Raw genomic sequence first — 13103 nt, 5'->3', positions numbered from 1 at the left:
TACTGACCGCTACTGACCGCTACTGACCGCTACTGACCGCTACTGACCGCTACTGACCGCTACTGACCGCGGCATTCGGCAGGCCCGCCGAATGCCGCGGTCTCCCGAGACTAGCAGAGCCGCCCTTATTGTTAGCGCTGCCGAAGCAAGCCCTACTTCAGCAGCAACTTGAATTTTCGTGCGATGAGCCTCCCCGGAGCCAAGAGCCTTTTGCCCTAATCACAACACCGCAATTCAAGCACCGCAGAAAACTCCATTAGCGATGAACCAGCCACTTGAAGACGTGATCAAGGTGCGGCAAGGGGTCAAATTCGGAAGTGCGGGGAAAATCGAAGAAATGCTAACCAGGCCCCAGTTTTCGCTTCCGCGAACTGCGGTTTTGGTGCTAAAAATCGCGTTGTGCTCGAAGGTTCTCGATTTTCCCCGCACTTCCGTAATTACATCCTTGGATCGAGAGTGCAGGCAACAATGACGTCATCCGCGATAGCACCCAACAGTCACGGACGTACAAAAGGCCGTTGCCGGAAGCCTCCATACAACGACTCTTCTTTGCGCGCGCCACGCTCGCAATGCTCCATTAAATGTAACTAATTGATTTGCTATATACCATTCATAATGGCACATAGCAAATCAATTAGTTACATGTGGAGGCAGAACATGAGGGAGTACGTCGAGAAGCAGCTGCACACTAGAGTCGATTGCGAGCCCAACGACGCCTCGGAAATAACGACGCAAAACTCTTTCCGAAAGTGTAGGTGAGCGAAATGGCGACTCATGCATACGATGACCTTTATTCTTATCTAGCCGCATTCAAGAACAGCTCTCTTGCCGAAATAATTGCGTACCTAGAAGAACTGGGGCAAAGGAGGTTCGACGCCTTTATTAGGGGCCTTGCACCCCTTATCCCAATCGAAAAAATCGAAAATCAATCCCTGTTCAATTTTTCTGTTGACTCCACCCTTGAAGGAGGCAAATTCCCCTGCACTGACTATGCCTGTCGAGAGCAAAACATTTACCATTTGGCAAAGTTCTCAGCATTGTATGCAGATAAAACACTGATTCATTGCCCTATAGAATCGGCATTCGAAATGGGGCACGATGATTATGTCTCAGTCGATGAACTTGCATTCGGGATCTATTTGACCATGCGAGTCGAAGACATAGTCAAAGCTGGAATACTCGGATTTTCGAGCAATTACATTCCTCTTTGCAAAGATTGCCTAGCGCGACAAATCGAAAGAGAATCAAAAGCAAAAGGATTGATATCGAGTTATTGGGATGAACTCGTACGACAATTCTGTTCCTCTACCTCGTGCACTTTAAAACAAGCACCAGATGGGAATCTGTATGTAGCGATTGAGGGAATGGATGCATATGGGTCCCATGATGAGATGGATGTCGATTTCCTGGTAATCCCGTCTGAATACGAATCGCTCTATGCAAGCCAAGGCGAAACGCGATTGGATAGAGACATGCTGGAGAAAGGCGGCATCTTGACTATCCTACTGCCATTGTTGGACGATTGCTTTCAAGCCCTCGTCAATCCCTATTTTTCGAATAGCTCGTATTTAACCACTCGTCCAGCTCAGATTGAGTTCCTCGAGTCCGCAACTTCCACCCTTTATCCTCGAAAAGATCAGACCATACCCATTCGCCGGTTATCTTGCCCCCTCCCCATTGCTGAAAATGCAACGTTGCGTAGCATCCTTGATTGCCGCATTAGAAACGAAGAGTCGTTTCTTGTGTTTAGGGATACCTTGTCCAAAGGCCTGAGCGAAAGGCCCATCGACACCTCGACATTAGCTGACCTGAAGAACGACCTAATTGAGCCCGAGCTTCACAAGATATCTTTAGTGATGAAAAACGAGCGATCCCGATTAGTCACCTCCGCAGGCATTGAAGCCGCTATCGGAATTGCGAGCTTTACATTGGGGCAATACGGAATCGCATCACCTTCTGATGCCATGGCCTTCCTCGGGGCTGCCGGCATAGGGGCCGTTGCATCTCAATCCGCAGATTTCTTGCGAGAAGCCAAGGCAAAAGAGAACCCCATGTATTTCCTCTGGAAGCTCAATAGAAACAACCGTCTGTAACCTAAGGGGCAGAACACCGCAGTCGCCGAGCATATCTCGATCATTAAATAAAGGCAGCACTAGAAAGGATGCGAATCGTGAAGAACCGATTCCCTTTACGAATGCCTAATGCAGTAAAAATCACTGGTAGATCCGAGCAGTTTAACCAAGACGACAAGAGCGCGCTCAGATTGCTGTCTGCAGTAGCTAGCCAAGTATAGATACCATCCTGTTTCCAAATTCGGTCCTACGATAAACCCTTTCTTCTTTCTCAATTTCGTCGGGATCGTCGAAGATGAGCGTCGTATCTACTACGTCCCACTGCTGCCGATGGATATCCTCAATCAGCAATCCCAGTCCGGTTAATCGAAGAAGAACTTCTGCATCTCTGCCTCTGAGCGTCTGAAAAGTTTCCTTTTCTCGAAGCATTTCGTAGTCTCCAGGTAGAAATCTGTCCAAAGTCTCTGCAAACAAACGAAGATCGTCCCAGCTAATTTCTTTATCTAGGTAGGCCTCATAAATCTTTGCTAGTCGCCGCGCTTTGTCCTCCTCAATGTATCTTTCGAGCAGGATAAGCAGGTACTCAATATCGCGCTTCCTATTTGACTCTTCAAAGTATTGCTTGTACTTGTTCCATGAGCCATTTTCAAAAGAGTCGCGGTTGAACTCATCGAGGAAACACGCATACTTCTTCAGCAGATGCGCATTGTGGATATTGTTTCCGATTTTGTAGATGCTCACTAGGCTTGAGATGACGGGGATGTCCTTCAAGAACTCGTTTTGGAGAATTTCGTCCAGGCCAACCTCTGCGATATTCGAAATAAGTTCGAGAGAGTCGCTGCAAATAGTCGGCCTTGCGTCGTCTTGCAAGCGCGATAGACCGGCCTTAGTTGATTCCTCTGCGTTTGCCATAAGATTACCTTTCATAATAATTTGCCAGTTTTGGCATGCGTTTGCAGCGCCGCTTTTCTGAAAGTGGCTCCGATTTAAATGCCATCCCCCGAATAAGCGCTCAGGTTCGATTCAACAAGTGCATTGGTTGAAAAGAGCTTTAGACCCCCTTCGAGGTAAAAGTCGCTTGTGCAGAGCAACCAAATCATCTTGTCGAGCTTGTAGGCAGTGGCCTCGGGGTCCACGCCGCCCTTCCGCGCCGCGCGCGCGGCTTCGAAATAGCAACGAGCCACTTCGACCTCGCTGTCAGTGGTAGCGTAAAACTGAACAGTATTCAGTAGGCCGTTGACACAAACATCGACGAGCGGCTGCTGAACAAGCCCGAGGACCTGTTCAGGGCGATGCAGCTCGAGCTCATGGAGCTGCACCACGGTTCGCCCTCGACCGTCTTCTGCACGCAGTGCAGGTCGAAGGGCTAGGCAGGAGCCCCGAGGCTTTTCCTAATTCTAGGTGTTAAAGTCGATTACTGCCTGCCGTGGAATAGCCTCCACTTTTCGTCTTCGATGTCTCTTTCAATTGATGACTTCACTTTTGACAGCCATTCTCTGTGTTTTAAATATGCAACACCTGCGGGCAGCTGAGCAGCAATCGAGTCAATCGCCTCAATCTCCTTGAGCTTTGCTGGAATAAAGCCTTTTTCAGGGGACCCGCTCATTGAAGATCGACGGAGATCCAAATGGTTGATCGATATCCCGTCTTTATCGAGCGTCAGAATGAGGGTGATAGCCCTAATCCTCGTCTCGTCATTGCAATCGGACAAGGCCCAGCTAATTCTATCGAGGCTATTTGCGTCGGCGATCCTTTCGCGGATGGTATATTCCAAGCGCTCCCAAAAAATATCGCTCGAGAGCGCATTTGCGTCATGAACGGGAAACAAAACGGCTATTTCAAGCCTGCCGAGTGGTTCGCTCAGCGCTTCATCGATCATTGCTTTCAGCAGATTCCAGGCATGATCATCCTGGACGGTCCAAAACGAGCTGATTCTTCGCAGGAGATCGTGCCTTTGTCGGTAGTCGAGGTTGGCAACGTACTCCAAAAAACGGTCAATCATTGAGCTGTCAAGGCGTAAAAGGCAGCGTAGGAAAGCGAGGTTATAGTCGAAAGTAGGATATCCTTCAAGTGCGAGAAAATACAGGTTGACGGCCGGTGAGGGATTGGATTCGAAGTACGAATCTAGAGCGGAGACGCGCTTTTCGTCTCCGCAGTTGCCGAAAAACCGCCAAACCCCATCATTGTGTATATGTTCGGAAAGCCAAGAAGCATATTTGAGGATATAGCCAGGATGCTTTGGCTCGACTATCTCCAAATCTTCCAAGCAGAGATGCGTTCTGCCGTCATCGAGTCTTGCGAGAATTTCGTCGAGCTCCTCCTTGTCGGGCCCGTTCTTTATTGCTAGCAAATCAAGATAGTCAAACAGGGCCGGATGGTCACTCACGTCGATCACCGCGCCCAGCTCGTTTCTAAGGACCTTCCTGCCGATGGTTTCAGCAAGATGATCAAGTGCTTCGTACGGGACAGGGATCGTCGAGGGCGACGAAGCGATATTGCGTGCGATTATGCTTGAGGCAGTATCTGGGGTCCTTTTGGCGATTTCCAGAAGGACTTTTCCGATAGCCCTGCCCGACTCCCACTCTTTATCGGAAATCTCATAATCTTCGGCTAGCTTTCCCAGGGCTTCGGTCAGTCGTTCTAGCGGTAACTCTTCCGCGGATATCCTCGGTTCTTTCTCTACGAGAGACTCGGAGTTCTCCAGACCAAGTGCGTCGAATGCGCTCTGGCGGAACCCATCGAGGCTCAGAGGGGGATTCTGCGCGCATGTTTCGTAAATCTGGTTGATGCTTAAGCTGCATAAGAGATCGATTGTCGAGTCTTCGGTTATATATTTGGGGAATAGCTCTTCAATCCTCGAGAGCACCGAATACATGTTTTCTGCGTACTCCGCTTCAGGTTCTTTGCCATAGAACGAGAAGTGCTGCCGAAAAGTGGATTTAACTTGCCTGCTGAATTCGGTTTCGACCAGAACGGAGAGCGCCCGGAAGCAATGGGCGTGGAGCTCGGCCAGCTCTGATGTGAAATTGAAGGTCAAAGTGTTGTATGTGTACGTTATGCCGTTTTGACAAACGCGTTGGGCCCTTGAAGAGAGGTATGAACTCGTCAAGACGATCAGACATGCTGCAACATTGCGGGAATGCGATTGTTGATATTTTTGAGCGAGGGCATCGAGTTTGCTGTTTTCCAAATCGAATCCCGTACGATCGAGATCGTAAGCGAAAGCGCCGTCCGGCCCGCATGCCCAGTTGTACTCGGCCGCTCGCTCGGTGCCTCTTTCTACACACTTCACGAACAACTCGGAGGCTGTTTGCGAATACTCGCTTGAGTTCATCAGGGATACAGAAATTTGCAGGGGCATAGATCCGTCGGATGTCGAATTCATGCCGAGAATTTCTTCCGATACGTCAGCGCAATCAGCGTTTTCGATGCGGTTTGAGGCAAAGGCGAGCGCCTGTATGGGGAGGAATTGATTGAATGTGACTATGAACTGATCGGCAATTCGCGCATCCCGATTCTTTATTTCATCCCAAGCTTTCTCGCATTCCCTTCGAAGGTAGTCGTACACGCTCGCACTTCCGCACACTTCAGCCATTGACTTGGCGGCTTTGAGATACGGCGCGTCGGCATTTCTGCGGTATGCAGAATGAAATCCGCAAAACTGCCGTTCCCTTCTTTTGCGAAGTGGCGGCATATCAAGAAGTCGCGAAGATTCTGCTCTTCCATTCTTATGGCTAGCACGCCATCGGCGGAGGTAAGGATCGTGACAATTTCCTGGTCGTTCAATCTGGATGCAAAATCCCGAATCTCGGCGTCGTCGTACCCCAGCCCCAAGAGTTCCTCGTAACAAGGGTCTCCTTCAATAAGATCGCAGCAGTCGTAGATTGCAAGGTTCTCTGCGAGACGCTGCTCCCTGCTGGAGTACCCAGCTAAAGCAGAATTCATATAGATGTTCAAAAGATCGTATGGCTCTTGGATGGCTTCGAAATTGCCGTCTGCTATGGGGCTTGCTGCCATGATAGCCAAGCGCAGGTTTCCGTTTGCGATTGCCGATACTCTCTCCCTCAGTGCTATGTTTTTTATGTTGTATTCGGTCTCGAGTATCGCTTCTATATTTTCCGCGGTTAGAGGCTCCAGCTCTATTTCTCTGAAATTTAGATAACTGCCGATTTTTGCGGTCAACTCGCTTCGGTGCATCTTCCTGCAGGTGAGGACAATCTTTAGCTTTTTGTTTTCCAAACAGATTCCCAGCAAGTGCTCAAGTGACAGGTTGCCGTTTGCATCATCGACTAGAAGGATAATGTTTTCCGACTCCGACAAAATCAGCTCGATATCATCGTCGAGATGCGATGAATACCTAGAGTCCAAGATAAGAAGATCCCAGTGATGCCGTTTGCTGAATGAGAGGCATGCGTCGAGGGCGATCTTGGTTTTCCCCGATCCAGACTGCCCCTGAATCACCACTGCCTTGTTTTGCTCTATCGATTCGACGATGACTGAAAACTCGGAATCCCTGTGCATGAGGAGCTTCGACAGGTCGGTTGAGAAACGGTCGTTCAGGCTTCGCTCGATGAAGCGGTCTGGGGCGATGAATGATCCCTTTCCGAGTGGAACGCCCAATACCGTATGCGCTAGCGCAGGGTATTTTCCATCAAGGTCGCTCGCAATTGTCTCTGGCCCGATTATTTCTATCCGTGGATCGATGGCACGGACCTCCTCGAGTACCAGAGGTGAAAGGCGAAAGTATGTGTGGCACAGGATGATTCGATCTATGAGTTGCGGATTGATTCCGGTTTTGCTCCTGTCGAGGCAGTCTTTAGCATCATTTAGCAGCTTATTGCGGATGTCGGATTTAGAGGTTGTGTATGCCGCGAAGAGGTAGTGTCCATTCTCTCCTACGGAGTACATGTCTGGCACTCCGGTCGTGGTTTTATCCGTGCCGCATTGGGATCCTAATTCAATGATGTTGTTAAGCGAATATCTCCTATATAGATACTGATTTGCTAGTGTTTGAAAACGCCCGCCTTCGATCTGCCTTAGCTCTTCTTGGATCTGATTTATTTGGGACATTTTGCTCCTCGCGATAAATTCGCCTTTTGATTTCTCTTTTCTTACTCTAGTCCGCCTACCTCAGCAAGCCTTACAAGCTCGAGGGACGAGTCGACGACGTCCTCGAAGTCAAGCCCCGCCGCATAGGCCCTCGGATAAGGCGAGCGGAGGGCGCGTGACCCCGTCGGAAATGGCCGCCGTTAGGTGCGTGTTCGAGAGCTGCGCGGCGGAGCTGGATGGAGCCTGGGCAAGGCATTAGGGCATCCTCGTCCTTGTCGTAAGACTGCCATTAGAAGATCTTCTGCAAATCCTAAGCCACGTTTCAACTTGGCAACAGCTGCGGATCCTAGATATCGGCAAGACATTCGAGACTCTTGGATATGGCGTCGAAATAGATCCTTTGGTAATACTCCATGGTCTCGACCTTGCCGATCTCCGATCCGAGCCTCTTGGCCCAAGCTACGAGGGCCTTCCTGTCCTCGCCCTCGAGCGAGGCCGTGCACGACCTCATGTGGTCGCCCGGAAAAAGGACACTGTGCACAAGCCGAATATCTTCGGGAGGCATCTTCTCCATCGCCCTCGCGAGGAGGGAAGTGTCGAGGGAAATGAGCGACAGGATGGGTTCCGACCAGTCATCTGATTTCGAGAAAGCCAGATAGAGCTTCGTCGCGAATTGGTCGGGGGCGTTTATCAGGACGTTGCCAAGAGACTCCGACTCCCGTTCGCGTAGCGTCGTCAAGGCGAGCTCCCTCAGCCTGTCGACCTCCTCCAAAGCCGGAATCTCATGCGCTTCGCTCGAGTCGAAAGGGATCTCCTGCCATTCGACTCGATTCTTTCCGATTGACCTCACTGCAGACTCGGGATCCCGTCCAATGGAGGATTCCATCGCCTTGACGAGCGGCGCGACCCCTTCGGGAAAGGCGTCAGCAAATTCCCCCGCAATGCCTTTGACGGCACGCAGGACGTCGGGATAGACGTCGAACGACAAGCCGCGGCTCCCGTCCCCGGGGACAATCCCGGCGACTAAAGTCTCCACCATGCCAAGGACATCGGCATCGCGGAAAGTGGCGTGTCTGATGCCTTCGATACATTCAATAGCTTTCCGCGCGGCCGGCCCGTCGGGATGAAAGGTCGCAAGGTAATCTTCCAGGCAGGAACGAACATGCTTGGAATCGACCCCCTCACACCTCTCGAAAAAGCGGGGGATGAAGTCCAGAGCGGCGTATTTGAGCCGGCGCGACTCGAAAATGCCACCCCTAAGGATGGAATCCTCCCGGCTTGACGGAGGCCCGATGCGCATCCCCTTCGCCGCCCCCGCTGCAAAGCCGAAAGCCTCTTTGAAAACTGCCCTGGCAGACTCCGGGTCGGTGGGTTCAGCGAAGAACCCGGATTCCTTCATCCCGACCAGCACGGGGCGCATCTTGCTGAGGGATCGCAAGTTCGGCGATTCGCTTCCTTCAATCGCCGAAACGGCGTCCTCGAGCGCGCCTGGGTAGATGCCGCCCAGCACGCCTCCCAGAACGCGTTCCACAACCGAGCCGACCGAGGGCCTGAACCGGCACTTCCGCCAGACGGTCTTCTCGATGAGGCTCTCGTACTCCCTGGTCGTCCCCTTCTCCCCCTTCGGTCCTAGCCCTTTCCTCCACTCATCCTCGTTGCAGACGAGGAGGACCTTCTTCCTGCAGCCAACGACGAGGTGGTCGACCGCCCCGAGCAGCTCGCGAATGCCCATGTCGCACCTCTCCACGTCGTCTATGACGAGGAGGGTCTCGGGGCCGATGATGAGGTTCACGGCATTCAGCGGCGCCATCTTGAGATCGACGCCCGCCTTCTTCTCCAGCTCCCTGATCTTTTTCCCGAGGAACGATATTCCCGTGTCCTTGGCGAACCCGACGAGTGAATCCCACCTGCCCCTCTCCCCGCCGGCCGCGCACCCTATGGCGTATTTCGAGATGAAACCAGACTCAATCGCCCCGCAGAGCTCCGCTAAGTCCTTGGCGCCGTAGGCGGACGCCACCACGACGGGATGCCGGCTCTCATCCTCCTCCAGCTTCTCGGTCAGTGCGTGCTCGACAAAGTAGGTTTTCCCGCATCCCCATTCCCCGGTAAGCATGAGGGCGTACGAGTTCTCCTTGTCCTCGATGTACTCCCTCACGACGCCGATGATGTCATCCTCGTTCACCTTGGTCGCTCCTTGTCCGCCATCGGTTTCCACCCTTACCTTTCCTATGGCCAGGCGAGAGCCTACTCCAGCGCTTTCGGATCCCATTCGAACCCTTCGGCCTGCCGCCTTATCGCCGGGTCGATGCACTTCTTGACGAGCTCAAGCGCCGCGGCCGCGCGGTGCAAGCTAGTGGATGACCATTTCAAACAAATCTTTCGCGATAAAATCAACGCGCTTCTTAACGTCAAAACAACCATTCGCATAGCGTTTAGCAAAAGCTCTTGTAGTGGCATAACGCGATTCAGCGTATATGGGCAGCTTTTCCTTAAGCGATTTGTCTTTACATTTCGCGTTAAGTCGCTCTTCTAGCATGAGCAAGTTCCCAATAATCGAGTTTTCCTGAGCCTGCGAATCCGGAAGAATGTGCTCTATTGTGAATGCCTCAGAAACCCTAACACCAGACTTAAGCTCCTCGAGCAAGGCAAGGACCAACTTGCAGCGATCCTTCAACTTTGTTTCGCTATACAACGGCCACGAATGAGACCATCCAAGCGAAAGGAGATTAATTCGAAATGTTTCTTCTGAAGGCAGTTTTTCGTTAAAACTATTTTTCCACTCATCTAACACTTGCTGGGTGCAGTTCAACTCGATTGCGTATGAGTGTTTCACGATCGAATCCGATAGGTGGTTCGACTCCATTCCCCCGATTATCTTATAGCAAATATAGAACCGGTAAATAAATCCAATCGCATCATCATACTGCTCGCTCGTTAGCTGCTCTATTTCGCGAGCGTGCATTAAACTCATAAGAAGCGGCCTGAAGACGCGGACATTGTGTGTTCTTAAGAAACTCAAGATTTCCGCATTTCTGTCATCGCTGGTTGGCTCGACAACCTCTGCATAATATCCGGCTTTTAGCCTTAAATCATAGAGAAGATCAGCAGCCTTCTTTGGATCCGTAAAATCCCTTATTTTCTTATATGCTCCATCCTTGTCGCCTTGACCTAGGCGATATTTTTGAATTGCGTAGTGACGCAAAAAAGCTTTCATGTTCGAGCCGACTGTTGCTTCAATTTCCGACCATACCTGTTTTGCATCATCGCGCTTTTCTATAGGATGGATATAGCGCATAATATAGTTCTTCAGAAGCTCATGGTCCTCAAGCTCGATACCTCGCGCATTCAATATTTCGAATATTGTGTACGAATCTTCCTCAGACGATGATTTGATGTTTACATATGCGACAGAAATGACCGCATCCCTGAAGGCCAGCAACTCCTCATCCTTCATCTTGGCGAAACTTGCACTGAAATATTGGAAGGCTTTAACGATCAGTTCGTCTTTTGATCCGGACGCGCGTTTGCTCTTCGAGAAAGCCACAGCAGACATGGCAGCCGCATCTTCAGGAGAGATAGCAATTACTCCTTCGACGATCCTCGTTAATGATAAATGATTCTCCGGAGCGACGATCGCGTGCTCAACATCCTTAGTATCTATCGCCACTAGATATTTTTTTGTGCCATTAGCGTGGTTAATCATATTCCTTTTCTTGAAAGCGAACATGAGGCTAGACAGCAAGAGCGTTAGGGTAATAACTCTTTGTTGACCATCAATTATTGTAAAAACCCCGAGGCTGTCTTCTTCTTCTTCCTCCATCAGCACTATCGAACCGATGAAATGCGACGTAGCAACTTCCTCTGTCACAAGCTTGATGTCTTCGAATAGATCTTTCCAGTTATGCTCATCCCACACGTAAGCGCGCTGATTGCGAGGGATTCTATAGATTGAGTCATTAAGCAGCTTTCCAACCGTACTCTGACGTGCTTCAAATGCCATGTTGATCCCTTGCCTTCGCAATAGTTTTGTCGGCCTTGCCGCCTCTCGGCGTCACCAACGCCTTCGCTACAATAAAAGTCGGCACATCGCCGAGCAGGGCCGCCTTTTCGCTCGCGAACATGCCGACTGCCCCAATCAATCTCCGTCGCTGCCATCATCGTCGATTAACCAACATGTCAGCAGCAGGCAATCGTCACGTCCACAGTCCATTCTATATGCCGGCTGAGCATGGGGCGCATCTTAATCGCCAAGATATCCAGGAAGCCCGAGCTTCCAGGGAAATGCCTTCAGACGCCTTACGTTGGGTAGGCCCCCTACAGAGATCTATTGGCCGTGCACCGCAAACAACGCGTTAGGCCGTTGCACGCAATCGGCCAGCCACCCAGCATCCCCAATCCGCGTCACAACTCCCTACCCCGCTCCAGCCATCGTCATCTCCATACAGTGTCCAAACCCACACCAATAAAACCAACCCACGCAACAAGCAGCCCTCGCTTAGCAACCCAAACACCACCACAAGCCAGCAAGCAATCACCAGTCTGCGTTCGCAACATCGCTTGGAACGGCAAATGCTTACCGCGCCCTTGAAACACGCCAAACTCGTCTACAACCTGCGGTTTTTCGTTTATACTGCAATCGTTGAAATGCCGGTACGCTTGCAGAATCGTACCTGTTCCGATTACAGACGATATGAGCAGGACATAAAAACATTGAGAGCCCCTGCTGCATGAAAGACCGCGGATTAGGCCGACAATGGTGAGTGTCTAATTCAGCCGCGGCGGCCACGCCGCATTCATGGAAGGGGCTCCCATGCTCGATACTACCACCTTCGTCGGCCTCGACGTCCACGCCCGCTCGATAAAGGCAGTCTCCCTCGACGTCATGACCGGGGAGGTGCGCTGCGCGACCTTCGGCTACGACGCCGGCGCCGTCGCGGAGTGGGTCCGCTCCGTGGACCCCGGGGCCAGGTGCGTGTACGAGTCCGGGGTCACGGGCTTCGACCTGCAGAAGAGGCTCTCCGGCCTGGGGGTCGACTGCGTGGTCGGCGCCGTCTCGAAGATGATCAAGCCCAGCGCGGACAGGCGCAGGAAGAACGACCGCAACGACGCCGAGTTCCTCGCCCGCATGCTGTCGGTCGGCAACGTGGTCGAGGTGTGGGTCCCCGACGACGAGTGCGAGGCCGCCCGCGACCTGACCAGGGCGCTCGAGGACGCGAGGGACGACCTCTCGCGCTCGAAGCAGCGGCTCTCCAAGTTCCTGCTAAGGCACGGGCTCGTCTTCGACGAGAGGACGCCCACCGGCCGCAGGAAGGGCAACTGGACCCGGGCGCACTGGTCCTGGATCGAGTCGATTAGGTTCGCGGAGGGGGCCGACAACGACGCGCTCGCCTACTACGTCGACGCGGTCAGGCGGGCGGCGGAGGAGAAGGCGAGGCTCGAGGGGCTCGTCGAGGCCGAGGCCCGCAAGCCCAGGTGGAGGAGGAGGGTCGACTCCCTGCGCTGCCTCAAGGGCGTCGACACCGCGACGGCCGCCGACCTCGTGTTCGAGGCCGGCGAGTTCTCCAGGTTCGGGAACGCCCGCTCGTTCGCCGCGTGGGTCGGCCTGACGCCCTCCGAGCACTCCAGCGGGGAGAGCGACCGCAGGGGCGCGATCACCAAGGCCGGCAACAAGCACCTGAGGAAGACGCTGGTCGAGGCCGCGTGGCACTACCTGACGTGCTCGGGGCGGCCGAAGGACCTCGCCAAGGGCCAGGCCCCGGACCGGGTCGCCCGCAGGCATGCCGCCAAGGGCGTGCGGAGGCTGGTCGAGAGGCGGGAGGCGCTGCTCGCGCGCGGGGTCCACAGCAACAAGGCGAACGTGGCCACGGCGCGCGAGCTCGCCTGCTGGGTGTGGGCGGTCGGCCTCATGGCCGAGGAGGCGTAGGGGGCCGGTGTTAGCGTCAATATATTTTTCACCATTTTCACCAACGTATTTTCGCCAAT

At 52.7% G+C, this 13103-nt stretch carries 9 protein-coding genes; 2 read left to right on the top strand and 7 right to left on the bottom strand.

Going from position 1 to position 13103, the window contains the following annotated elements; genetic code table 11:
- Positions 1 to 764: 764 nt before the first annotated feature.
- Positions 765 to 2093 carry a hypothetical protein gene (locus DWW51_RS09080; RefSeq protein WP_117774271.1) on the top strand — a complete coding sequence of 443 codons (1329 nt, stop codon included), beginning with the start codon at positions 765 to 767 and terminating at the stop codon, positions 2091 to 2093.
- A gap of 186 nt (positions 2094 to 2279) precedes the next feature.
- Here the strand turns inward: DWW51_RS09080 and DWW51_RS09075 are convergent, their stop codons facing one another.
- From DWW51_RS09075 to DWW51_RS10440, 7 genes are all read right to left on the bottom strand, one after another.
- Entirely contained in the window at positions 2280 to 2984 is a 705-nt protein-coding gene (locus tag DWW51_RS09075; protein WP_117774270.1) for a hypothetical protein, read from the bottom strand.
- Positions 2985 to 3058: 74 nt separating this feature from the next.
- The gene (locus DWW51_RS09070; RefSeq protein WP_117774269.1) at positions 3059 to 3394 is read right to left on the bottom strand and encodes a hypothetical protein; all 336 of its coding nucleotides are present in this window, start codon (positions 3392 to 3394) and stop codon (positions 3059 to 3061) included.
- Between the two features lie 92 nt (positions 3395 to 3486).
- On the bottom strand, positions 3487 to 5640 hold the full coding sequence (locus DWW51_RS09065; RefSeq protein WP_117774268.1) for a hypothetical protein: 2154 nt from the start codon (positions 5638 to 5640) through the stop codon (positions 3487 to 3489).
- The gene (locus DWW51_RS09060) at positions 5592 to 7142 is read right to left on the bottom strand and encodes a hypothetical protein (protein WP_117774267.1); all 1551 of its coding nucleotides are present in this window, start codon (positions 7140 to 7142) and stop codon (positions 5592 to 5594) included. The genes DWW51_RS09065 and DWW51_RS09060 overlap by 49 nt, the downstream gene beginning before the upstream one ends.
- A gap of 325 nt (positions 7143 to 7467) precedes the next feature.
- A complete protein-coding gene (locus DWW51_RS09055) occupies positions 7468 to 9303 on the bottom strand; it encodes a P-loop NTPase fold protein (protein ID WP_158558663.1) in 1836 nt (611 codons plus the stop codon).
- A gap of 168 nt (positions 9304 to 9471) precedes the next feature.
- Positions 9472 to 11121: a DUF262 domain-containing protein gene (locus DWW51_RS09050; RefSeq protein ID WP_117774265.1), complete on the bottom strand. Its 1650-nt coding sequence runs from the start codon at positions 11119 to 11121 to the stop codon at positions 9472 to 9474.
- Positions 11111 to 11242 carry a hypothetical protein gene (locus DWW51_RS10440; RefSeq protein WP_255413097.1) on the bottom strand — a complete coding sequence of 44 codons (132 nt, stop codon included), beginning with the start codon at positions 11240 to 11242 and terminating at the stop codon, positions 11111 to 11113. Before DWW51_RS10440 ends, DWW51_RS09050 begins: the two co-directional genes overlap by 11 nt.
- Positions 11243 to 11931: 689 nt before the next feature.
- Between DWW51_RS10440 and DWW51_RS09045 the strand changes: the two genes are divergently transcribed.
- Positions 11932 to 13044, top strand: a complete 1113-nt coding sequence (locus DWW51_RS09045; protein ID WP_231501629.1) for an IS110 family transposase — start codon at positions 11932 to 11934, stop codon at positions 13042 to 13044.
- Positions 13045 to 13103 lie beyond the last annotated feature (59 nt).

Source organism: Collinsella sp. AF15-51, assembly GCF_003462845.1.
Lineage (GTDB): Bacteria > Actinomycetota > Coriobacteriia > Coriobacteriales > Coriobacteriaceae > Collinsella.
Note: the sequence above shows the minus strand (reverse complement) of the source record. Positions and strands in the feature narration are given on the sequence as shown.

What these genes read in the sequence shown, in the direction of transcription:
- DWW51_RS09080 (WP_117774271.1), top strand. Translation starts at nt 765, where the DNA reads ATGGCGACTCATGCATACGATGACCTTTATTCTTATCTAGCCGCATTC.
- DWW51_RS09075 (WP_117774270.1), bottom strand. Translation starts at nt 2,984, where the DNA reads ATGGCAAACGCAGAGGAATCAACTAAGGCCGGTCTATCGCGCTTGCAA.
- DWW51_RS09060 (WP_117774267.1), bottom strand. Translation starts at nt 7,142, where the DNA reads ATGTCCCAAATAAATCAGATCCAAGAAGAGCTAAGGCAGATCGAAGGC.
- DWW51_RS09050 (WP_117774265.1), bottom strand. Translation starts at nt 11,121, where the DNA reads ATGGCATTTGAAGCACGTCAGAGTACGGTTGGAAAGCTGCTTAATGAC.
- DWW51_RS10440 (WP_255413097.1), bottom strand. Translation starts at nt 11,242, where the DNA reads ATGTTCGCGAGCGAAAAGGCGGCCCTGCTCGGCGATGTGCCGACTTTT.
- DWW51_RS09045 (WP_231501629.1), top strand. Translation starts at nt 11,932, where the DNA reads ATGCTCGATACTACCACCTTCGTCGGCCTCGACGTCCACGCCCGCTCG.